Origin of the sequence: Paraperibacillus esterisolvens (genome assembly GCF_046237625.1) — a bacterium.
GTDB classification, from domain to species: domain Bacteria; phylum Bacillota; class Bacilli; order Bacillales; family DSM-1321; genus Paraperibacillus; species Paraperibacillus esterisolvens.
This window is the reverse complement of sequence record NZ_CP143545.1, coordinates 3,517,108-3,539,606: the sequence shown is the minus strand read 5'-3', so window position 1 is coordinate 3,539,606 and position 22,499 is coordinate 3,517,108. Positions and strand designations below refer to the sequence as shown.

21 protein-coding genes, 1 pseudogene and 2 riboswitches are annotated in these 22,499 nt (G+C 47.0%); of the genes and pseudogenes, 10 read left to right on the top strand and 12 right to left on the bottom strand.

Annotation, left to right across the window (positions count from 1 at the left end; all coding sequences use genetic code 11):
• Positions 1-7: 7 nt before the first annotated feature.
• Positions 8-1,192, bottom strand: coding sequence for an HD-GYP domain-containing protein (locus V1501_RS17895; RefSeq protein ID WP_409290233.1), 1,185 nt, complete (start codon positions 1,190-1,192; stop codon positions 8-10).
• 151 nt (positions 1,193-1,343) lie between these two features.
• On the opposite strand from V1501_RS17895, the gene V1501_RS17890 reads away from it, so the two are divergent.
• The 3 genes from V1501_RS17890 to V1501_RS17880 all read left to right on the top strand — a co-directional run bounded on the left by V1501_RS17890 (position 1,344) and on the right by V1501_RS17880 (position 4,526).
• On the top strand, positions 1,344-1,955 hold the full coding sequence (locus tag V1501_RS17890) for a hypothetical protein (protein ID WP_409290232.1): 612 nt from the start codon (positions 1,344-1,346) through the stop codon (positions 1,953-1,955).
• Positions 1,948-2,709, top strand: a complete 762-nt coding sequence (locus tag V1501_RS17885) for a ThiF family adenylyltransferase (RefSeq protein WP_409290231.1) — start codon at positions 1,948-1,950, stop codon at positions 2,707-2,709. Before V1501_RS17890 ends, V1501_RS17885 begins: the two co-directional genes overlap by 8 nt.
• 392 nt (positions 2,710-3,101) lie before the next feature.
• A complete protein-coding gene (locus tag V1501_RS17880; RefSeq protein WP_409290230.1) occupies positions 3,102-4,526 on the top strand; it encodes an amino acid permease in 1,425 nt (474 codons plus the stop codon).
• 119 nt (positions 4,527-4,645) lie between these two features.
• Here V1501_RS17880 and V1501_RS17875 read toward each other — a convergent pair whose 3' ends face one another.
• Positions 4,646-5,533: a diacylglycerol/lipid kinase family protein gene (locus V1501_RS17875; protein WP_409290228.1), complete on the bottom strand. Its 888-nt coding sequence runs from the start codon at positions 5,531-5,533 to the stop codon at positions 4,646-4,648.
• A 186-nt stretch (positions 5,534-5,719) separates the two neighbouring features.
• Here V1501_RS17875 and V1501_RS17870 point away from each other — a divergent pair, with 186 nt between their 5' ends.
• Positions 5,720-6,118: a hypothetical protein gene (locus tag V1501_RS17870; RefSeq protein WP_409290226.1), complete on the top strand. Its 399-nt coding sequence runs from the start codon at positions 5,720-5,722 to the stop codon at positions 6,116-6,118.
• A 77-nt stretch (positions 6,119-6,195) separates the two neighbouring features.
• Here V1501_RS17870 and proC read toward each other — a convergent pair whose 3' ends face one another.
• The 3 genes from proC to V1501_RS17855 all read right to left on the bottom strand — a co-directional run bounded on the left by proC (position 6,196) and on the right by V1501_RS17855 (position 9,598).
• On the bottom strand, positions 6,196-7,017 hold the full coding sequence (proC, locus tag V1501_RS17865; RefSeq protein WP_409290224.1) for a pyrroline-5-carboxylate reductase: 822 nt from the start codon (positions 7,015-7,017) through the stop codon (positions 6,196-6,198).
• 333 nt (positions 7,018-7,350) lie between these two features.
• Positions 7,351-8,298: a RimK family alpha-L-glutamate ligase gene (locus V1501_RS17860; RefSeq protein WP_409290222.1), complete on the bottom strand. Its 948-nt coding sequence runs from the start codon at positions 8,296-8,298 to the stop codon at positions 7,351-7,353.
• Positions 8,299-8,545: 247 nt separating this feature from the next.
• The gene (locus tag V1501_RS17855) at positions 8,546-9,598 is read right to left on the bottom strand and encodes an LLM class flavin-dependent oxidoreductase (RefSeq protein ID WP_409290220.1); all 1,053 of its coding nucleotides are present in this window, start codon (positions 9,596-9,598) and stop codon (positions 8,546-8,548) included.
• A gap of 75 nt (positions 9,599-9,673) precedes the next feature.
• Positions 9,674-9,778, bottom strand: a riboswitch (SAM riboswitch).
• Positions 9,779-9,943: 165 nt separating this feature from the next.
• Here V1501_RS17855 and V1501_RS17850 point away from each other — a divergent pair.
• On the top strand, positions 9,944-10,564 hold the full coding sequence (locus V1501_RS17850) for an anthranilate synthase component II (RefSeq protein ID WP_409290218.1): 621 nt from the start codon (positions 9,944-9,946) through the stop codon (positions 10,562-10,564).
• Positions 10,536-12,284 carry an aminodeoxychorismate synthase component I gene (gene pabB / locus V1501_RS17845; protein ID WP_409290216.1) on the top strand — a complete coding sequence of 583 codons (1,749 nt, stop codon included), beginning with the start codon at positions 10,536-10,538 and terminating at the stop codon, positions 12,282-12,284. The genes V1501_RS17850 and pabB overlap by 29 nt, the downstream gene beginning before the upstream one ends.
• Positions 12,285-12,413: 129 nt before the next feature.
• On the opposite strand, the gene V1501_RS17840 is transcribed toward pabB, so the two are convergent.
• Positions 12,414-12,656 (bottom strand): YusG family protein, encoded by a 243-nt coding sequence (locus V1501_RS17840; RefSeq protein WP_409290214.1) that lies wholly within the window; start codon positions 12,654-12,656, stop codon positions 12,414-12,416.
• 207 nt (positions 12,657-12,863) lie between these two features.
• On the opposite strand from V1501_RS17840, the gene V1501_RS17835 reads away from it, so the two are divergent.
• A complete protein-coding gene (locus V1501_RS17835) occupies positions 12,864-14,369 on the top strand; it encodes an amino acid permease (protein ID WP_409290212.1) in 1,506 nt (501 codons plus the stop codon).
• Positions 14,370-14,422: 53 nt separating this feature from the next.
• On the opposite strand, the gene V1501_RS17830 is transcribed toward V1501_RS17835, so the two are convergent.
• Positions 14,423-15,892: an amino acid permease gene (locus V1501_RS17830; protein ID WP_409290210.1), complete on the bottom strand. Its 1,470-nt coding sequence runs from the start codon at positions 15,890-15,892 to the stop codon at positions 14,423-14,425.
• A 95-nt stretch (positions 15,893-15,987) separates the two neighbouring features.
• A riboswitch (Lysine riboswitch) is annotated at positions 15,988-16,170 on the bottom strand.
• A gap of 338 nt (positions 16,171-16,508) precedes the next feature.
• Between V1501_RS17830 and V1501_RS17825 the strand changes: the two genes are divergently transcribed.
• Together V1501_RS17825 and V1501_RS17820 are read left to right on the top strand one after the other, a co-directional pair.
• Positions 16,509-17,681 carry an FtsW/RodA/SpoVE family cell cycle protein gene (locus V1501_RS17825; protein ID WP_409290208.1) on the top strand — a complete coding sequence of 391 codons (1,173 nt, stop codon included), beginning with the start codon at positions 16,509-16,511 and terminating at the stop codon, positions 17,679-17,681.
• Positions 17,682-17,805: 124 nt separating this feature from the next.
• Positions 17,806-18,909: an AI-2E family transporter gene (locus V1501_RS17820; RefSeq protein ID WP_409290206.1), complete on the top strand. Its 1,104-nt coding sequence runs from the start codon at positions 17,806-17,808 to the stop codon at positions 18,907-18,909.
• Between the two features lie 41 nt (positions 18,910-18,950).
• On the opposite strand, the gene V1501_RS17815 is transcribed toward V1501_RS17820, so the two are convergent.
• From V1501_RS17815 to V1501_RS17800, 4 genes and pseudogenes are all read right to left on the bottom strand, one after another.
• On the bottom strand, positions 18,951-19,979 hold the full coding sequence (locus tag V1501_RS17815) for a D-alanyl-D-alanine carboxypeptidase family protein (RefSeq protein WP_409290204.1): 1,029 nt from the start codon (positions 19,977-19,979) through the stop codon (positions 18,951-18,953).
• A gap of 167 nt (positions 19,980-20,146) precedes the next feature.
• Positions 20,147-20,299: a BA3454 family stress response protein gene (locus tag V1501_RS17810; protein WP_409290202.1), complete on the bottom strand. Its 153-nt coding sequence runs from the start codon at positions 20,297-20,299 to the stop codon at positions 20,147-20,149.
• A gap of 110 nt (positions 20,300-20,409) precedes the next feature.
• Positions 20,410-20,985, bottom strand: coding sequence for a thioredoxin family protein (locus tag V1501_RS17805; RefSeq protein ID WP_409290200.1), 576 nt, complete (start codon positions 20,983-20,985; stop codon positions 20,410-20,412).
• A gap of 156 nt (positions 20,986-21,141) precedes the next feature.
• Positions 21,142-21,526: pseudogene (locus V1501_RS17800) on the bottom strand (iron siderophore-binding protein); the annotation flags it as partial.
• Between the two features lie 192 nt (positions 21,527-21,718).
• On the opposite strand from V1501_RS17800, the gene V1501_RS17795 reads away from it, so the two are divergent.
• A complete protein-coding gene (locus V1501_RS17795) occupies positions 21,719-21,979 on the top strand; it encodes a DUF2573 family protein (RefSeq protein ID WP_409293446.1) in 261 nt (86 codons plus the stop codon).
• A 216-nt stretch (positions 21,980-22,195) separates the two neighbouring features.
• On the opposite strand, the gene V1501_RS17790 is transcribed toward V1501_RS17795, so the two are convergent.
• Positions 22,196-22,309, bottom strand: coding sequence for a YuzL family protein (locus tag V1501_RS17790; protein ID WP_409290198.1), 114 nt, complete (start codon positions 22,307-22,309; stop codon positions 22,196-22,198).
• Positions 22,310-22,499: the final 190 nt, after the last annotated feature.

Here is a 22,499-nt window from a genome sequence, read left to right as displayed (position 1 = left end):
AGCAGCTTCACAAAAAATTCATGATCTTTTCAAACTCTCCCGGACTTTGCTGATCCTCTGCAATCGCTAGCCATGTCGGCTTAATTTCGTGGAGACGTTCGATCAGCTCCGGATCAAACTGCTTCCCTTTCCCTTGGAGGAGGCGTTGAAATGCTTCTTCCACCGGCAGAGCTCCCCTGTAGGCGCGCGATGTGGTCATAGCATCAAACGCGTCAGCCACCGCCAGTATCCGGGCTTCCAATGGAATATCAAGCCCTCCTGCACCGGTGGGATAGCCAAGGCCATCCCATCGTTCATGATGAAAAAGAGCTCCCTTCCTCAAGTGCTCAAGCCCCGCTATTTTTTCAATCATCCTGGCCCCGACTATCGTATGAGTTTTGATCAATTCATATTCTTCCTGAGTCAACGCAGAGGGTTTCGAAAGGATCGATTCTGGAATATTGATCTTTCCGATATCATGGAGCAGTCCCATCAAGCGCATCTGCTTTAGATTTTCTTCCTGTTCATACCCGGGCACAGCCTTGGCGAGCTCCACGGCATATCTGCTTACTCTGTCGGAATGGCCGAAAGTGTAAAGATCTTTAGCTTCCACCGATACGACAAAGGTCTTGACCACCTGCTCCAATGTATTTTTAGCTGAGCTTTCTGCCGTTTCCAGCTGTTTCTTATAGAGGCTGCGCAGTTTCATGAGCACCGCATAGCTGAGGCAGATAATGAGAACCAAACATAACAGCTGATTGGAAATATCAATGAAGTCAATGGGCTTCTGGTGCGGAAAAAGGGCGCTGGCAGCAGTTAGTGATCCAAGGCTGAGGGTTGAATATATCAGTAAAATCCTGGGACTTCCATAAAGGCCGGCGACTACTGGAATAAGCAGGAAATAGGACCAGGACTCTGTGAATCCAGAGGCAAAATACAATCCGCCTAAAAGCAGGAGGATGTAACCATTTACAAGATGTGTCATGACTCCGATAGGAAAAGTATGGCGGATCAATAAAAGGATGAGAGATAAAAACAGGCAGACCGCGAGAAATGAAAAGCTTGCCCGAGAGAACTCAAGCTTGAAATATAAGAATACCAGGTTCCAGGTCGAGCTCAGCGTCAAGCAAATTAGAGTAAATAACAGAAGCTGCCTGTTCAGGACACTTTGGTGGTGCTTGTAATAGTCTATCAGTTTCATTTGATCATTCATGGCGGGCTCCGTTCAGAAATAAATAAGATTTATATAAACAATGATAGTATAAAAAAAATTCTTGTTATATATGAAATAAGCCCTATTCACTTCATGGGAAGGGAGGGGTATAGGTATAGTAAACGGGTATTTTACGAATGGAGTGGATGGGATGAAATTCCATGCAGATGATTATGTGTACAGACTGGCAGAAGGGGAGCTGAGGGAAAAATCAATTGCCTTTCATTGGACGAGATATTTGGAACTGGGCTTTTTTAACAGGGATAGCCAGGATTTCTACTATAAGGAATCCATATACTTTGCAGCCATATCGGCTTCCGATTCACAGCTCGCAGGGGTGGGAAGGCTCATTCGTAAGCCAGTCTGTGAGCTGCCGGTGTATACGGAATTTTTGTTAAGCGAGGAAGGAAGAACATACATTGCAAATCTCCCTTCAGGCTCTTGCGCAGAACTGAGCGCTCTTGCCAAACTGCCCCAGCATGATTGTACGGTCGGTATCATAAAAGCCTGCCTGCACTATTCCCTCTCCCATGGTATTGAGTACTGGCTTTGTGCAATTGATGAGCGCGTCTATCACCTGATGTGCCGGATCTTTCATTCACCGTTTGAGGTCCTTGGGGAACCTGCAGTATACCTTGGCACCAGGACCATACCTGCTGTCATTCCACTCCATTCAGGCCTGGCCGCGCTTCGTCAGAACAAGGAACAGCTTTACTCCTATCTATTACAACCAGACCATTTGGAGGCGGTAACACATGATTAAGGAGCAATTTATCCGGAATCACGGGATCCTGTCACAAGAAGAAATGGACAAGCTGGCAGGGACAGCAATTGCGATTGCCGGCTGCGGATGTATCGGCGGCTTTTCTGCGGAGCTGCTGGCCAGGCTTGGTGCGGGGAAAATCATTCTTTCCGACCCGACCCAATTTGATGTAAGCAATATTAACCGCCAGTGCGCAGCCACACACGCAACGGTCGGTCAAAATAAAACCCTGGCATTGAAGGAACATCTGCTGGCGATAAATCCAGGACTTGAAGTGAGCTGTTATACAGAAGGAGTCCAAATGGACAATTGCGAAATGTTTCTTGAAGGAGCTCATTATGTGATTGATGCTATCGATTATTTCCATTTCGGAGATTCGGTCGTCCTGCATAGGGCCGCAAGGAAGAAAGAGTTGTTTGTTACGACAGCTGCCGCCCTTGGCTTTGGCGCAAGTGTGCTTACCTTTGCTCCTGACGGAATGACCCTTGAAGCTTACACAGGGCTGCCTGAGGGATGTACCAGGGAGGAGCTGGAGGGTGCCGTATTTCCTCCATCCGGATACAGCCGCATGCTGCCTGCTTATGCCACAGAGGAAAAAGTCAGCTCCTGGCTGAGCGAGAAATCCATCCCGGCAATCAGCGTTGGGCAGGCTCTCGGACCCGGCATGCTGGTTTCACAAATGATACTGCATATATTGGGAAGGAAGCAGCCCAGGCTTGTGCCGGAAAGTCTGCAGATCCAATTTGAGGAGTAGGCCAGATGAACCCCAATAAGAATTATTTGGGTTAACGCAAGCCTCTTTTTTAAAAGATGATTGATTTCTAGTAAGTTCTGTAAAAATATCTAATTTTTATACTAGATGGTTGAAGCGGAAGGTGCGAGACGCCTGCGGGACAGGTGTGACCCCGCAGGCGAAGACGAGGAGGCTCACCGCCCGCCCCGCTCAGGCTGAGTGCCTGCAGCAGAAATCAACTTTCTTGTTCAGCAGCTGCAATGTATGAAAAAGCAGCTTAATGAAAAAGGTATACACAAATTTTTTATCTCTCTACCATTTTACCAAACTAAAGGATTGTGTTATAGTAGTACAAGTTGAAATAATATAATCCTAGTTTATACAGCTAGAATAACAAAAAAGGTGAGATAGATATGAATTCAAAAAAGTGGGGGTTGTGGATTTTAACAACCTTTGTTGTTGGCAATATGGTGGGAAGCGGAGTATTTATGCTTCCATCCAATTTATCCAAAGTGGCAAGTCCGCTCAGCTCCATTATTGCCTGGGGCATCACAGGGCTTGGCGTATTGATGATTGCCCTTGTCTTCGGTAATCTGGCAACCAGGAAGCCTGACTTAAAAGCAGGACCGCAAAGCTATGCGATGGATATGTTCAAGTCGCCAAAGGCAGGCAAAGCTGCAGGGTACAGCATGGCATGGGGCTATTGGGCAGCGAACTGGGCAGCGACAGCTTCAGTCATCATTTCCTTTGCAGGCTACCTCTCTACTTTCTTCCCGGTATTAGAGAGCAATAAGGTGCTAATAAGGATTGGGAGCTTTGAGCTTGAAGCAGGCAAGGCGCTGACACTTCTTGTATGTTCCATCCTTCTATGGGGAATTCAAATCATTGTCAGCCGCAGCTTCAATAGCGCCGGCAAACTTAATTTGGCAGCAACGGCAGCTAAGGTAATCGGCTTTGCCTTGTTCGTTATACTGACCCTCGCTGTTTTTGATGCGAGCGAAATCATGAAGGGCGTATCCTTCACCGACAGCAAAGGAACCCCGGTAAGCCTTGGGGGGCAGGTGAATTCAGCAGCAATCGCAACTCTCTGGGCATTCATAGGAATTGAAGCAGCCGTCATGCTTTCAAACCGGGCCAAGTCCCAAAAAGATGTAAAGCGGGCCACTCTCCTGGGCCTTCTCGTTGCAATCCTGATTTATGTGGGAATCAGCACCCTGACCATGGGTGTCCTGCCACAGGATCAGCTTCAGGGCTCACAAAAGCCGCTGGCTGATGCGCTTGATGCAGCGATCGGAGGCAGCGCGGCTGCCATTATAGCCGGACTGGCATTGGTATCGCTCTTTGGCGCAGCAGTAGGCTGGATTATCGTAAGTTCGGAGGTTCCTTATCAGGCTGCAAGGCAGGGACTGTTTCCTTCCTTCTTTGGCAGAACGAATAAAAAAGGTGCGCCGGCTGGCTCTCTGACTGTAACCAATCTAATGACACAGATTTTCTTATTCTCTACCGTTTCAGGAACAATTACCGAAGCGTATGATTTCGCCATTGTGGTGGCGACACTCGCTTACCTGATTCCTTATCTTGTTTCCTCCATCTATTCTCTGAAGCTGGTGATTACCGGGGAAACATATAATACCATCGGCGGATCAAGGACCAAGGACGGCATTATCACACTGCTGGCCCTTGGATACTCCCTGTGGGTGATTAAAACGGGTACAGCTGACATGAAAACTTTCCTGCTTGGAATGGGGCTGTTTGCGGTGGGACTCCTATTGTATCCTGTGCTGATGAATAATAGGGCAGAACAAACAGGAGCATTAAAGGAAAAAGAACAATATTAACAAACAAAACCGTCTATCCTGCCGATAGACGGTTTTTATTTTACTGTGGATAACTCTTCCCTGCTGGCGTAATTTCCTCACCGCTGCGAACGTATCCACAGATTATCCCCTGTTATTGATTATTTGGATGGAACAAAAATATTCAGATGGGAAGCAAGTACCTTTGCCTGGAAGGGGAGAGGTTCACCCTCATCTCCGTCTATATTTACAGAGAGCTCCTCGCCGCTTGATACTTTCACATAGGAAGTGCGGATATAATCGACCTGGTCATGCTCCTTTAATTCCCCTTTTAAAAGCTTCGGAATGATTTTCAGAATATGCGGGAAAGAGAAATTCTTTAAAATGAATAGATGAAATTCGCCGTCATTTACTTCAGCGTCAGGGGCAAAAGATTCAAAGCCGCCGACTGAATTAGTCAGGGCAGTCAGCATCAGGAATGCTTCACCGTTCCAAGTGCCCCCATCATGCTCGATCACAAGGGGGAAAGGGGTCTTTTTTACGAAAGCCTTCAAGCCTTCAACAAAATATGCAATCGGTCCAAGCAGTGTCTTCTGCTGCGCACTTACATTGTACGAAGCCTCAGCAATGGCCCCGACAGCGAGAACATTCATGAAATATCTATCATTGATCTTCCCGATATCCACAGGCTTCAATGTATTGCTGCCCAAGATTTCAATCGCATCCTCCGGTTCGAGGGGAATGCTCAGTGCGCGGGCAAAATCGTTCACAGTCCCCATGGGGATAAGACCCATGGCAGGGCGGTGCTCCTGCTCTGACATCCCGTTTATCGTTTCATTTATCGTACCGTCGCCTCCCATGGAAACCACTGCGTCAAAACCTTCAAGGCAGGCCTTCCTTGCGAACTCCATGGCATCGCCTTCCTTCTCGGTTTCATGCACAATCACCTCATCGTGTGAACGGAGAAGAACCTCAACAGCATGCGGCTTAAATCTGGGGGCCTTCTCCTTCCCTGAGGACGGATTTATTATCAACATCGCTCTCTTCATTAACACTCCTCCAGTAAAAAAAGAATCTACCTATTCAGAATACCTCCCGCTTCACCAGCCTAAACACCCGCTCTGGGAAATAACCTGGAAATGGAGGACTGTCCCCTTTCTCAGAGAAATGGAGGACTGTTCCGGCGGCTGACTGGGTATGTTATTTGCAGATGCTTATTTGTGGAGGGATGTTTAGTGGCGAGGGAGGTCAAGTCGCTGAGGGCGGCTGTTGTACTTGGTGTGAATGAAGGTCATGGGAAGAATGAGAAGGGGCATGTGCTTGCGCGTGCTGCTTCTGTATGGCAGGAGCTGGCGGGCGGTTATTATAAGGAGACGGGCATTTATGTATCGGCGGTGGCGCATCGAAGCAAGACCATTTATCATACAGACTGGGGCTGCCCGGAAGGCGGGGAGGATACCGTAACGTTCACGGCAAGTGCCAATTATGAGTTTATAAAGGATATCAATGCATGGAAGGAAGCGGTGACTGCCATTTCCCGGCAGCTGAAGGATAGGTTTGAACAGGAGTCGGTGACTATCGAGTTTGAGGATATCAGCTTGATTTATTTAAAGACAGAAAAAGGGAACTCGTAGCATTTTCGCTGCTGTTCCCTTTTTTTCTGCCTTCATAATTGTCTGTATGTTATCCACATATTTTCCACAGAAAGCGATTAAACCCGGTCCGTGTCCCTCTGCAAACCTTTTGATTTATTTGTGCAGCTCTCCATGGCGGCAAGCACAGCAGAGCGGAAATTATGCTTTTCCAGGGCAGCGACAGCCTGGATGGTCGCTCCGCCCGGTGTGCATACATTGTCCTTGAGCACCCCGGGATGGATACCGGTTTCCAGTACCATCTCAGCCGCCCCGAGAGCGGCCTGTGCAGCCATGCGGTAAGCCTGGTCTCTTGGGATTCCGTCCCTGACCCCGCCATCGGCAAGGGCTTCGATGAACATATACACATAGGCAGGAGAAGAACCGCTGATTGCCGGAACCGCGTCCATCAGGCTTTCCTTCAATATTTCCGTGCTCCCGAAGCTGCTAAACAGCTGAAGGACGTTATCCAGATCAACTGCGGTGACCCTGCCGTTCGGGCAGATGGCGCTGCATCCTTCACCGACCAGGGAAGGGGTGTTTGGCATTGTCCTTACAATTTTCGCCTTGTCCCCCAGTTCTTTTTCCATAAATTCAAGGCTGATGCCGGCAGCAATCGTGACGATAACAGCATCTTCTTTTAACAAAGGCTTAATTTCATCCAAAATGACCTTATATAAATCAGGCTTGACAGCAAGAAAAATCAGGTCGGACTCAGAGGCAGCCTCCTGATTGCTGGATGTCACCCTGATTCCGAAAGCATCCCGGACCATATTTCTTGTTATCTCCGTATAGGCGCTGGCTATAATGCTGCCGGCAGGGATAACTCCCTTTTTAATCATCCCTGCAATCATGGCCTGCGCCATCTTCCCGCAGCCGATAAAGCCTATTGTTTTATCCATCTCTCATTTCACTCCATCCGTTTGTTCATGCAAGCTATTATACTTCATTCTGCGCAGGACTAAAAATCAAGGAGGCTTTTGGGAGCGGGCCAGCTGCAAGAGACCATTCAAAGAAAGCCTGCCACTGGGTTTATGGCAGGCTTTTTGGGCTTATTTAACTGTTTTCGCATTGGAGCGGAAGGTGCGGGATTCCAGTTCCGGCTGCGAGACTTTCGACCTTTGAGTCATAAATCAATCAGTCCATGGAAGATGACCGCTTCCCACAGCCTGCTCGTCCTATGAAAGGCTCTAAAGAAACAACAACTTTCTAAAAAAAAGTCTATTTATTTGTATTTACGCCTTCACCGCAAGCTTCTCAAGTTCATATCCAAAGAACTTGGCGGCTTCGAGCATTCCGAATACGCCTGCTTTGGCTTCAGCGTCGGAGTTATAATTGGTGTTAGTATTAATGTCATAGGTGTATATATTTCCTTCTTCATCCCGGATGAATTCGATGCCTGCAACTTCTATCTGATTAGCCTGCAGGAACGCTTCGTACTTTTCGATGATAGGATCGTCGAAGCCTTCGATGATCTGGAACTTTGGCTTTTCTTCTATAACTTCCCCGACCGGGCAGAAGAGGTCGCCAATCTGGCAGGCATCTGCCGGGCAAAGCTCGAAGCCTTCGGATGTATCCACCCTTACTGCATAGACAAAGCGGCCGCCGACAAATTCACAGCGTGTGATATAGGCTTCAGGGGATTTAATATACTCCTGGACCAGGGTAATCCCATCCACAGGTTCTTCAAATTCCGTGCTTTCCAGATATTCTTCCAGACCCTGGAGGGAATGGAACAGGTGGACACCCAGCCCTTTGCCCGCCCGGTTATGCTTTGTGATGAAGGAAGGGCAGTCAAGCTTCACGGCTGAGGCAAGAATCTGATCCTTGCCTGAAGCGGCAATCGTCCTTGGAGTCTTGATCCCCCGGGCGGCCAGTGCCGTATATTGGTTCACTTTGCTCACCTCAAGCCTTAGTGCCCGGCTTCCATTAATCACCCGGCGGCCATGCTGCTCAAGCCAGGCGAGGACAGCCTCGGTAAGCTCAGGGGCAAAACGGTGCTCGCGCGTGTGGGAAGAAGCGCTCATCCGGCTGTAAAAAACACCTTCCGGCGGTATGGCCGTTAAATCGACAATCCCCTGGTCGAGGAACCATTCTTCATACGGCACTCCAAGCTCGTGCAGGCGTTTTGTCAGATGAGTGGTCCACTCTGAATTTTCATGAAGTATATATACTTTGCTCATTGATATTTCCCTCCGGAGTTTCATATTTTGGCGGCTGGTCTTCAATGGATATTTGCCGATTTAATAACTAGTGTGGGCTGCTGCGGAACTGGAGCAGGAGTCTCGCGCCTTACGCTCCAAACATCCTAGACAAAAAATGAAATTGTCCTTGTTGAACTCATAAATCACAACGATACTTTTTTTAAGTTCTCACAGGCCCATTTGATTGGCTGATTTTTCATAAAAGCCACTGCTTCCAGCCTGCAGGTCAATCGACTAGTGCGGTTTTCCGTTTCTTTTCCACAAGAGGCATAACCTGCTTCGAGAACCTTTCCATTTCTTCCAGCTGCGGCGAGAACTGGAGGAGGAGAAGATCGACTCCTGCATCTTCGTATTGGATGATTTTATCGGCGATCTGCTCAGGAGTTCCGACCAGATTCGGCCTCAGACCGCGGTTAGATACTGAATAATCCTGAAGCTGTATCTGCTGCTCGAGCTGGGATTTAGTCGTAAAATCCTTGAACCCGGCATAGGCGCTGGATTCTTTTACATCTGTAATCCGGCCAAGCTCCTGCTGGGCTTCTTCCTCGGAATCCCGGCAGATGATATAGGCGGCCATCCCGAAGGATTGGAGCGGCTCTCTGCCGGCAGCGGAGCGCCTTTCTTTCATGTCGGTAATTTTAGCTGCGACTTCTTCCACTGTGCCTCCATGCATGACGTATGCGTCACAGTTATCCACAATCGTCTGCTTTCCCCTGGGGCTTTCGCCGCCGGCATATAGGACAGGGTTTGGTTTTTGCACAGGCTTGGGAGACAGATGGGCATTCTGGATATCATAGAATTTACCCTTAAAAGAAAAGGTCTCGTGTTCCCAAAGCCCTTTCAGAACAGTCAGGAACTCTTCAGTACGGTCATAGCGTTCATCATGCTCGGTGAAGACACCGCCATACTGCCTGGCCTCTTCTTCCCACCAGGCCGACACTACATTAAGAGTAAAGCGGCCACTGCTTATCTGATCGATGTTAGCGGCCATTTTTGCTGTTACGGCCGGGTTATGAAAGCCCGGCCTTACAGCAGTCATTATTTCGATCGTATCGGTAACAGCCGCGAGTGCAGCTGCGGTGGTCCAGGCCTCGAGGGAATCCTTCTCCGGCCCTTTTATATCGTTTAAGTATAATTCAGCAATCAGTGTCGTGGAGAACCCCCACTTTTCAGCCGAAGTGATAACTTCCTTTGCATATTGGAATGTTGAAGGCATGTTCTCATCTTCTACATTACGGAGCCATCCACCGAAAATGGGCAGCCAAAAACCAAACTTCATACTAATCTCTCCCTCATCCTCTTTTGGCAATAAAAAAAACCTCTTCGATAAGAAGAAGTTTTGAAAGTAGCTTCACTCTTATCTGCCAGAACATGGTTCTGATGGATTTAGCACCTTACTGACATAATCAGTGGTTGCCGGGCTTCAAAGGGCCATTCCCTCCGCCTCTCTTGATAAGACAATATTCAATTCATACAAATCCTACCATGGAACTCAATTTTAAACAAGGGATAAAAGCTGATAATTCTCTATTTTTGTTAAATTTTTATATTTTATATAAGAGCTGGTGTCTGTTAAATTTAAATAGGGCTGCCCCGCATTTTATCAGTAGAGGAGTTGGCACCTTTGATTCTTTTAATCGATAACTATGATTCTTTTACCTATAACTTATACCAATATGTTCTTGAAATTGGGAAGGACATTCTGATCAAGCGCAATGATGAAATAACAATAGAAGAAATAGAACGGCTGAATCCCGAGTTTATCCTCCTGTCGCCGGGACCCGGCACTCCAGATGATGCAGGGATCTGCCTCGAAGTGATCCGCCAATTTCATAAATCCATCCCCATTATTGGAATCTGTCTCGGGCATCAGGCTATCGCACAGGCCTTTGGCGGCAAGGTGATCAAGGCCGGCCGCCCCATGCATGGCAAGGTTTCCGAAATCAGCCATGATGGAAGCGGTGTTTTCCGCGGTATAGAAGGTCCCTTTTCCGTGACCCGCTATCACTCCCTGGCGGTTGAAAGAGAATCGATTCCAGGCTGCCTGGAAATATCTTCAGTGTCTGGGGACGGTGAAATCATGGGAATCAGACACCGTGAATACAAAGTCGAAGGCCTTCAGTTCCACCCGGAATCCATTTTGAGTGAGCATGGCCATCAATTGTTAAGGAATTTCTTTTGTTTAAATGAAACAGCAGCATCAGCCAGGGGGGGAAATGATGAGCGTTCCTTATCTTCTTTTTGAATTCACAGATGGAAACGGCAGGAAGAATCCGGCCTTATTCAAAGATCCCATCGATATCATCGAGACAAGCCGTGAAGAAGAGGTGCTGGATAAGCTGCGGCTTGTAGAGACCTATGCGGCTGAGGGAATGTATGCAGCCGGCTATCTTGCTTATGAAGCCGCTCCGGCATTTGATCAAGCGTTTATTGTGAAAAAAGGGGAAGGGCCGCTCCTATGGTTCGGCATTTTTAAATCAAAGCTGCTGCCGGAAAACGATGTCGCTTTAAAGCCGTTCGAGGTGTCAGAATGGAAGGCGGAGATGGAACAGGATGAGTACCAAAAAGGCTTCCAGTACATCAGGCAGCAAATAGAAGAAGGAAACACGTATCAGGTCAATTTTACAATGAGGCTCCGGGCACAGTTTTCAGGCGATGATTTTGCTTTTTATAAGAGATTGTCCAAAGCACAAAATTCGAATTATAGTGCTTATCTGAATACTGGAAGGCGGCGCATCCTTTCTGCTTCACCCGAGCTGTTTTTCCGGCAGGAGGGCGGGGAAATTACGGCCAGGCCAATGAAGGGCACAGCGGCAAGGGGAAAGACGTTCCTTGAAGACCGGCAAAAGTCAAAATGGCTTTATGAGTCTGAAAAGAATCGGGCAGAGAATCTGATGATTGTCGATTTGCTCAGAAACGATCTGGGGGCAGTGGCAGAAGCCGGTTCAGTCCGGGTTCCTGAACTGTTTGCTATTGAAAAATACCCGACAGTCTGGCAGATGACTTCAGAGATTAAAGCGGGTCTGAAGAAAGGACTTGGCATTACAGACGTGATGAAGGCGCTGTTTCCATGCGGCTCCATCACAGGAGCACCAAAAATCAGTACAATGGGAATCATCGCTGAAACAGAACAGTCCGCAAGAGGGATATATTGCGGGGCTATCGGCTATATTGAACCTGGCGGAAATGCTATATTCAATGTGCCGATCCGGACTGTGGCCATAGATGCAGAAAGTGGCGAAGCAGAGTACGGTGCAGGTGGAGGGATAACCTGGGACTCCGAAATGAGGGATGAATACGGTGAGGCTTATATAAAAGCCCGCCTTCTCACCCAGAATCCGCAAAGTTTCGAATTATTGGAATCCCTCAGATTGGAAGACGGGGAATACGTCTTGAGGGAACTCCATTTAAAGAGAATTATGGAATCTGCCGCTTATTTCAGCTATCCGGCAGATATAGAACATATCGGCGGAAAATTGGAAGCTTATGCACAGTCAGCCCCTGACGGCCATTTCAAAGTACGCTGCCTTCTATCCTCCGCAGGCAGTGTTTCAGTAGAAGGCATCCCGATAGGGGATAGTCCTGACAATGTAAAAATCAAGCTTGCGGATGGGCCGGTCTCATCAGACAATACGTTCTTATACCATAAGACCACCAATCGCTCTGTATACAATGATTTCAGGGCTGAATTGAAGGATGAATATGACGTTCTCCTTTGGAATGAACGAGGCGAATTGACAGAATTCACTCAAGGAAATCTGGTGATCAAAATGGCTGGAGGACTGTATACCCCTGCGATCAGCTCCGGGCTTCTGGCTGGAACTCTCCGGCAGAGCCTGATTGATGAGGGCAGGATAGAGGAACGCATCCTGCATAAATCAGTGCTTAAGGATGCAGATGAAATCTGGTTTATCAATAGTGTAAGAGGGTGGATTAAAGCAGAAATGGCTTTACCGCTTTCTTAAAAGATGTCTGTTTTTTGGATGAGTCCTGTCACTTTTTGCTGGATAGCCAGAAAATATACGAAAACAGCTTACAAGAAAAAGGAACAGCCTTTAATGATCAGGGCTGTTCCTTTTATTTAGCAGGAATTTTTAGCACCAGCCGCCCTGGTCGCAGTCCGTATACTTCATATCTGGATTTTCAGTTACATCTGCAAGATGATAGATGCTGCGGTTATCCGTTTCATATCCTTCATTTAATCTATAGGTTAATCCGTCTTCCGTATCTTCCAGTTTCCCTATATGCTCATTTCCGGAGTAGAGGTTCATTTCACCGTTTTCAATTTTTCCGATTACACTCTCTGTAATATCTATTTGCTTTTTCTTCAATACCAAGTTTCAACAACCCTTTCATTCAGTAGTTGCTGTTAGGCTTTCCTTTAGGGTGGTCAAACATGCCAATTTTTCTTGCTAAATCAGCAAGGAAACTCCCTTAGTAAGTGTCTAGACAGTTTTTGGAAGGTTTAAAGCGGGGGAAATGAAGGTATTTATAATCATCAGCTGATAGAACTTTTACACAAAATAGACTTTGGGGTGCAGGATATGGAACATTCGGAAGTAAGAGTGCCAGGGGCAAAAGTGAAGAGCCTTGGCAAAGCAATTAAGGAAACTAAGCAAAAAGATGGATTAAAAAGAAAATTGAAAGCAAGGCATATCACCATGATCTCACTTGGAGGCACAATTGGGACCGGGCTGTTCCTTGCGAGCGGGAATGCTGTCCATACAGCAGGTCCTGGCGGTGCATTGCTTGCATATGGGCTTGTCGGAATCATGGTGTTTTTCCTGATGACAAGCCTGGCAGAACTTGCCGCATACATGCCGGTTGCAGGGTCATTCAGTGTATATTCTACAAAATTTGTTGATGAAGCCCTTGGATTCGCAATGGGCTGGAATTATTGGTACAGCTGGGCGGTCACAATAGCAGCCGAACTGTCGGCCGTCGTGCTCGTTATGAAATATTGGTTCCCGGACTCTCCCTCGCTATTATGGAGCGGCTTATGTTTAGCTGTCCTATTCACTTTAAACATCCTCTCGGTTAAAAGCTTCGGAGAATCAGAATACTGGTTTTCGCTAATTAAAGTGGTCACCATCATCATCTTCATTATATTTGGGTTCCTGATGATCCTGGGGATCATGGGAGGCGAAGCTGTCGGCTTTAAAAACTTCACAGCCGGTGATGCTCCAGTTAATGGCGGATTGATGTCGGTGCTCGGGATCTTCATGATTGCCGGTTTTTCCTTCCAGGGTACTGAGCTCCTTGGAGTGACCGCAGGTGAAAGCAAGAACCCCAGGAAGCATGTCCCGAAGGCCATCAAACAGGTATTCTGGAGAATTCTCTTGTTTTACATTTTGACCATTGCCATCATCGGTCTGATTATTCCCTATACCACGCCTGAACTTGCAACAAGCGACGATATCACGGTAAGTCCATTTACATTGGTATTTGAAAAAGCAGGGTTTGCGTTTGCGACTTCAGTCATGAATGCCATCATCCTGACAGCTTTACTGTCAGCAGGGAACTCAGGAATGTATGCCTGTGCCCGGATGCTGTGGAACATGGCCAAAGAAGGACAGGCTCCCAAATGGTTTGGGAAGGTAACAAAAAGGGGCATTCCTCTTAACGCGCTGATCATTACAGCTTTAGTCGGCTGCCTGGCCTTTTTATCATCTCTCTTCGGGGATGGAGTTGTGTATACATGGCTTCTGAATGCTGCCGGCTTGTCCGGTTTCATCGCCTGGATCGGGATTGCGGTCAGCCATTACCGGTTCAGGAAAGCCTATGTCGCACAGGGAAGGGATCTGAATGATCTTCCTTACCGTGCCAAACTGTTTCCGTTTGGTCCGCTGTTTGCCTTTGCACTATGTGCGTTCATCATTCTTGGACAGAATTATTCAGCCTTCACCGGCCCTGAGATCGACTGGTATGGCATTATGGTATCTTATATAAGCCTGCCGCTGTTCTTTATCCTCTGGCTTGGCTATAAGTTCATCAAGAGGACAAAAGTGGTGAAATTGACAGACTGTGACGTCAGTCCGGGAAAATCATAAAAAACAAACATAAAAAAGAACAGCACACGGCCGGTGTGCTGTTCTTTTTAGTTTTATTCAGTCTTGGAAAGATCGCATTGCTCAAGCGGAATGACCTTAGTTTTCTTCTTGAATTTATAGCCGAGCCACAATACTAAAAACAGCGGCAGGCCGATGTAGGAAACAAGGACTCCCTTCCAGTCTATGGAGTCGCCGGTGAAAGCTCCGTAATTCTGCCCCAGAATGACAATAACGCAGAGGCCGAAGGCGAAAAGCGGACCAAATGGGAACCATTTTGCGCGGTAGGGAAGTTCATCCAGACTTCTGCCCTGGACGTTGAACGCCCTTCTGAAGCGGTAATGGCTGACTGCTATGCCGACCCATGCAATGAAGCCTGACATGCCTGACGCATTTAAGAGCCAGATATATACGGTCCCTTCTCCGAAAAAGGAGCTTAGGAAGGCAATGGTTCCTACGAGGGCAGTGGCGATCAATGCATACACCGGCACCCCGCGGGAATCCAGCCGGCCCAGGAATTTAGGGGCATGGCCTTCACGAGCAAGATCCCACAGCATCCTGGCAGAAGCATACATACCGGAGTTTCCGGCTGACAGCACGGCTGTCAGAATGATGGCGTTCATGACAGAAGCAGCGAAGGCAATGCCTGCGCGCTCAAAGACCAGGGTGAAGGGGCTGACCGCTACACTGTCGCTCAGCAGGCTGTCATTCGTATAAGGAATCAGCAGACCGATCACAAAAATGGCAAGGATGTAAAATAATAAAATTCTCCAGAATACAGACTTGATGGCTCTCGGGATGTTGCGTTCGGGATTTTCACTTTCGCCGGCTGCAACACCCAGCAGTTCGGTTCCCTGGAATGAGAATCCGGCTGCCATGAAGATGCCGAGGATGGCCATGAAGCCGCCATTGAATGGTGCATCATCGACAGTAAAATTTGTGAATCCGACAGCATCGCCGCCCATGATTCCAACTACCATCATAAATCCTACGATGATGAATACGATAACTGTTATCACTTTAATCAGGGAGAACCAGAATTCGGCTTCCCCGAAGCCTTTAACGGACATGTAATTTAACAAGAACATAATGGCAAGGCACAGGCCGCTCCATATCAGGGATGGAGTGTCAGGAAACCAGAATTTCATGATCAGCGTGACAGCGGCAAGCTCGGCAGCGATGGTGATGGCCCAGTTATACCAGTAGTTCCAGCCCATGGCGAATCCGAATGCAGGATCGACGAATTTGGCGGAATAAACCCTGAAGGAACCTGCTACAGGCATATAGGCAGCCATTTCGGCAAGCCCTGTCATCAGGAAGTAAACCATGATTCCTATAGCGGCATAGGCTGCAAGTGCCCCGCCCGGGCCGGCATTGTGGACAGCTCCTCCGCTTGCGAGGAAAAGGCCGGTGCCAATCGTGCCGCCGAGGGAAATCATGGTGAGATGCCGCGCCTTCAGGCTCCTTTTCAATTGTGCAGGGGGAGATGATGTTTCTGATGTGGTATCTTTTCTTAGTGTGCTCAAGATATATTTCTCCTTTTCGTTGGATTTGGAAGGAGCAGAAAATAGAAAAAGCCGTCGAAGGATCGACGGCTTATGTATTGTCCGAATCAAACCTTCCGATGATTAGCTCCCCACGTTTTATGTGAAACGTGACAGTGCTGTACCTGTTCGGCGACAGCCCCAGCCAGCCAGCAAAGGGATGCGGGCGGACTTCGGCAGCTCCCCCTTTCGTGCACAGTCAGCGATATCTCCTTATCTCGTGTGCGTTACTTTTGAAAGCTGCAACCTCTACTTAATCGGTGTATGAGGATTTATTAAATTAGGAATCTGTCTTGTAGTATAAAAGAGTTATAGCCAAATTGCAAGGACCTTTTGAAATGACCATATATAACCAGCGGGCTTCCCTGTATATCCCTGGTGCAATATAAATAGTAAAAAAGTACGGATTCTGTAACATTCACAGTCTTTTCTAATTATCTCCATCACATGTTTGGATATTGTGATTTTCTTTTGTTAAAGTATAATGATAAAGTGTTCTTTTACACATTTGAACTTATGTATATCGGGATCGAAAACGTACAGGTCCTTTTCTTGATTTATGGAAATAGCTATGGGTTTTATTAAAAGGGGAGTACAAATGCAATCGCAAAAAAATATTTCTACACGCATAGATTTTGGGTTGGCGTTTATTATATTTCTATTGTTTTCGGCAAGCATCATAGCGATCTATAGTGCACAGACAACCGGACAGTATGGCGAAAATTTTGTGCTCAAGCAAATTTTTTGGTATACAGTCGGCTGCGGAATCGTTTTTGGAGTCATTACGCTTGATTCTGATCAATTAAAAAAGCTTTCCTGGTATGCCTATGGCTTTGGCATAGCCCTCCTGCTGTTGATCATAGTGGCGCCAGCCAGTCTTGCACCAGTAAGAAATGGGGCAAAAAGCTGGTTTGTCCTGCCCGGGGTCGGGTCGCTCCAGCCTTCTGAGCTTGTGAAAGTATTCATTATCCTGGCACTTGCCACGGTCATCACGAATCACCATGCAAAGAACCGGATCAAGACGGTCAAGACAGACATCTGGCTTCTTTGCAAACTGTGCGGAGTCACCTTCCTGCCGCTTGCCCTTGTCATGCAGCAGCCGGATCTTGGGACATCTCTTGTGTTCCTCGCTATCCTGCTGGGAATGATTTTTATTTCCGGAGTCTCCTGGAAAATACTGCTCCCCATCTTCTCTGGGGGAGTCACCTTGATATCCGTGATCTTTTATTTTGTAATCTGGCATCCGGAAATTTTGGAAAAGTACCTCGGAGTCAAGCAGTACCAGTTCGGGCGTATTTATTCCTGGATCGATCCATATAACTACCAAAGCTCAGCCGGATTTCAGCTTACCCGGTCGCTTCTGGCCATAGGGTCAGGGGAAACTGGCGGGAAAGGATTTGGCCGAAGGGAAGTCTATCTTCCGGAGAGTCATTCTGACTTCATTTTCAGCGTCATCGGCGAAGAATTCGGTTTTGTGGGGTCTAGCATTGTAATCTCACTCCTGTTTCTGCTGATTTACCACATCACCAAAATAGGGATGGACTCGAAGAACAATTATTACACCTATATATGCGTTGGTGTCATCAGCATGATCACCTTCCATGTATTCCAGAACGTCGGCATGACAATCGGTGTCCTGCCGATCACCGGGATTCCTCTTCCGTTCATCAGCTATGGGGGAAGCTCACTCATGGGGAACTTCCTGGCCATCGGAATCATCTTCAGTATCCGGTACCATTACAAAAAATATATGTTTTCCACAGAAACATAGGAACCCGGCCTTTTGCCGGGTTTTTCCTTTTTGGGTTTATAAAGCCTGCTCATTGGTAAAAAGCTGTGTTATAGAAAAATATCAAGTATAATAATCTTAGTTATTTTTTTCGAGAGGTGAGAATTTGCCAAATTCAAAGTATTTCCGGCTGGGCTATGGAATCATCATATTGCTGGTGATCATTTATTTAAGCACAAAGGTATCGTTCATTTTCAGGCCGGTACAAGTATTATTCCAGACACTCTTCATCCCGTTCCTGATCTCAGGGGTGATTTATTATCTGCTGCGCCCGATCGTTGTTTTCCTGCAAAGAAGGAAGGTGCCGAGGGCACTATCAATTCTGTTGATTTATTTATTATTTATCGGACTTGGGGCCGTACTCATGGTCTGGATCGGACCTGAGCTCCAGCAGCAGTTTAAGGGATTTATCGACAACTTCCCGAAACTGCTGGATACATTGAGACAGAAGATCATCGGGCTTAGGGAGACAAAGTGGTTCTCAAGGTTTGAGGAGAACGATTATGTAACACTTGATCAAGTGACGGCGAAGCTGAATGATTTTGCCAGCACGAATGTATCCAATCTTGGAAACAGGATTACGAACATCCTGGGAATCATTACAAGCATAGCTACTGTTGCGGTAACCGTGCCCTTTATCGTTTTTTATTTATTAAAGGACGGGCAGGGGGCACCCAACGGAGTGCTGCGCTTCCTTCCTTATCTTCAGGCAAAAGAAGCCAAGAAGATCATGAAGGATATGGACAACGCCCTCAGCGCCTATATCCAGGGCCAGGCATTGGTAAGTGTGATCGTAGGGGTCATGATGTATATCGGCTATCTGATCATCGGGATAGACTATTCCCTCATCCTTGCCGCAATTGCCATGCTGACAAATGTCATCCCTTTTATCGGTCCATTCATTGCGATCATCCCTGCTTTGATCATCGGCTTCATCGTCTCTCCGTTCATGGCGTTAAAAGTAGTGATCGTAGCAATTGTAGTCCAGCAGATCGATGGAAATCTATCATCTCCATATATCATGGGGAAGAGGCTGGATATCCATCCGCTCACCATCATCCTATTATTGCTGGTTGCCGGCAGCATGGCCGGACTGCTGGGAATGATTCTAGCGGTTCCATTTTATGCTGTCCTGAAGGTGATTGTCAGCCATACCTACAGGCTCTACAGGCTTCATAAAGACAGAGATACCATCATCGATGTTGAATAAAAAAAGAGACTGTCCCACACACGGACAGTCTCTTTTTTTCATTATTTGCTGACTGGTACGGCATTCAAATATTCTTCAAGGGTAATTCCGCGGCTCATGATTTCAGAGGCCATCGATTTACCGACATATCTAAGGTGCCATGGTTCATATTTATAGCCGGTTATGGAACTCTTGCCCTCTGGATAACGGATGATGAATCCATATTCCGCAGCATGCGCCTTCAGCCACTTTGCTTCTTTTGTAGCGCCAAAACAAGATTCGGCCGGACAAGCGCCGCTGCCGCCTGTCACGTCAATGGAAAGCCCTGTCTGATGTTCACTGGTTCCTGGAACAGCGCTGTATGTGCTCGCCTTTTCATAGCCATCTTTCTTGACATAAGCATTGAACAAGGCTGTCTGGGTGGCGTAGGAACGATAGGCAGATACCCCGAGAAGCTTGATATTGTCCGCTTTTGCTCCGGCAAACAGCCTGTTCAGTGCATCGGACGCTTCTTTTCTCATCTTCTTTTTCTCAAGTTTCTCGGCAAAGATGAAGGGAACTTTTGTATATACCAGATCTGACGGTGCATAATTGTCCGGGAGCTTATTTTGTTTATTGATCAGAACAGGGATGGCATCGGGCTGCGCTGTAACCTTAATATCTTCCTTGGGCGGGGAAGCGGGGGCTGCAGGTGCAGCCGGTTTTACAGGTGCATTGGACCTGGGTTTTTCGGCCGGCTTTGAGGCGGGGGCAGAAGGTGCTTTCTCCTTTTGCTCAGCGGGCTCCTGTTTTTTTTCAATTGCTGGTGAGTCCGGCACGGAGGGCTTTTTTTCCTCTGCCTTAGGCGCCTCGAGAGCTTCCTTGACCGTCTCTTCTTTTTCTATACTTTGTTTACCGGTATCCTCTTTCGCCCTGGAATCTTTCACTTCATTCGAAGGGCTTGCGTTCTTTTCTGGGCTTTCTGATTTATTCTGGCTTTCCTGTTTGGTCTCCTGCTTATCTGATGCTGCTTCATTATTGGCTGAGGTGCCACAGCTGGACAGCATTAAAGCTGCCGCTAATACTGATGCAAGCGGTAATAATCTTTTCATGAACTACTTCCTTTTTTATGTTTTTACTTTCAAGGGATAAATTTTCCGTAAAACCTATTTTATAACAAATTGAGAGACTATTAAATGGAAAATAATGTACGATTTATGAACTATTTTAATTCCAGAATGAAGAGCCCTGACTCTTAGGAGGCAGGGCTTTTGAATATCTAATATAAGAAGCTGTCTTCAGGACTCCATTGATCTTTGACCTGATTCAGTGCGGTACGGAATATTTCCTCTTCCTGAGCGCCGCTGCTTACAAGGACATTCGTCATATAATTTTTTCCTTTATATTCTAGTGTAACGGTTACTTCCACCATCGGTTGATCAGCCTTTCCTTGGTTATAATCGTGACCCGCCCTGGGCCGGGCGGGTCTGCTAGATACTATATACCAAGTTATGAGGCTGGTTAAACGCAGCTGGTGAAAGATTATTTCTTATTTTCTGCCGCAGCCAGGAGGGCGGAAATCATATCCTCGCTGATTGCTTTCCACAGGGACTTGTTTTCAGTGAATTGGGCACTCAGGTTTGATGCGAATAACTTAAAGGCAGCTTCGTAGGAAGGGTCATCCTTTCCGGGGAGGTCTTTTTTCAATTCAGTGACCTGTTCCTCCGCTTCGGGTGCGCGCGGCCCCCATTTCCCTGCCTCTGTTCCATCCGGGCGCACCCAGATTATAATGGGGATGGAGCGTGATTTTCCATTAGTCAAATACTGGTCCATCAATTCAAGGTTTTCATCCCGGATCAGGTATCGTTCCTGAATTCCGGCAGCGTCGGCGATATGCATGAATATCGGAAGGTTCACCATGGCATCCCCGCACCAGTCAGCTGTAAGAATGACGGACTGAAGCTTTTGTTCTCTGATTTTTTCTAATTGGACCAGGTCCGCTTCATTCAGTGTAAATCCTTGATATACCTTCTCCAGATTTTCTCGGTGCACTGTCATACTGCTGATGTATTCTTCCCGGGTCATTGCTGAATCAAGCCAGTTCTGTAAATTTCTCAATGCCTCTCCTCCTTTTTTTTATTCTATCAGGATAGCCCTGCATTTTTCTAATGATTAGGATGGAAATAAGCTGTTTTGCTCCAGGATACTTTGCCGGGGCAGAGGGGGGAATCCACAAAAAAAAGCCCAGGCACTTATCGGCCCGGCCTCTTTGTATTATTTTGCTGAGAAAAATCCTTTCAGATCATCAAGCATTTGGTTTGCGGCCAAGATCCCTCCGGCTGTATTCCAGATGGCGTCGTCCACTTTATGGACATTGCCGCTTTAGCTGCATTCAGGTTTTTGAAAAGAGGATCCTTCAGCCACTCATTCACCAGCTCGGTTGCCTCGCCGCCGCCTTCTTCATATGTAAAGTAAAAAATCAAATCTCCGTCCATGGCAGGGATCCGTTCTTTTGTCACATTCTTTTTGGCAAAGTCATTGGCACCCTGTCCTTCAGCCCTGGCAAAGCAGACCTGGCCAAGGACCACCCCTGAAAATGAGTCCTTATGATAAATCCGGACATCACCCGGCATAAAAAACGAACCATTGAGATTTTCAGGAAAACCCTGGATCTTTCCATTGAGTATGTCATAATTGAGACAGATGACCGTGAATCAGGCTGGCTTCACCGGCTCATGCTTAAAACCTGACGCTTTGTTTCATTAGAAGGAGAGGGCCGGCCGTAGATGAGGCAGGAGATGCATGACCTGCCCGCATTATAAATGCCTGTAAGAACAAAAAAGGAGGGCTTATAATGAGTGAATTTGAGGGGCAGCTGGATGCGCTGCTCGCAAAATACACAGAGCTTCTGCTTGGAAGTGATGATCCGGCTTTGCAGGAGAAGGTAAAGGCGTGGGCTCTGTATACCCATATTTCTAAATCAATGCCGGCACTGGTCAGACACTGGAATGAACTTTATCCAGTGGGTAAGGCGGAAATGATCACATTGATTTCTGAAATCAAAGAACTAAACGAAAAGCATCGGAATCAAAAGAATAAACCAGGAACCTGACAGGCTGGGCATGCTCAGGTCTGTCAGTTTTTTTGTGGAAAGGGGAGGCAGCTGCATCGATCATAAGGCTTCCTGCAGCCAGGTGAACATCATTAACCTTGACGGCATTCCTGCTTTCGCCTTACTCCGCTCCAACCGCCCCATTATACTCGTTCCTGGTCTTGACTAGGTTTTTTTCTGTAAGGTTTGTGAGTATAATATGCTTTAAAACCGGCGTCAATTTTTTGTTTTCTTGTTATGATCGGCCATCTCGACCGTCGGCCCCGCATTCCCTTTTACACTGGCAGCACTCACGCCTGCCTTGGAAGGATTCTTTTTCACCTTAGCCATTCTTTCTCACCCCCTTATGCTAGGTTGCCCCATATCCAAAGTCCATAAAAGAAAAAATAAAGAAACTGCCCGTTCGCAGTTGATAAATTGTCAGAAATATTTTATATTTATAACAACAAGGAAAATGTGTTCAGCACCCAAATTTTTTTGGACAAAAAATGAATGAGTATTCATTCAAATAACTGGACCA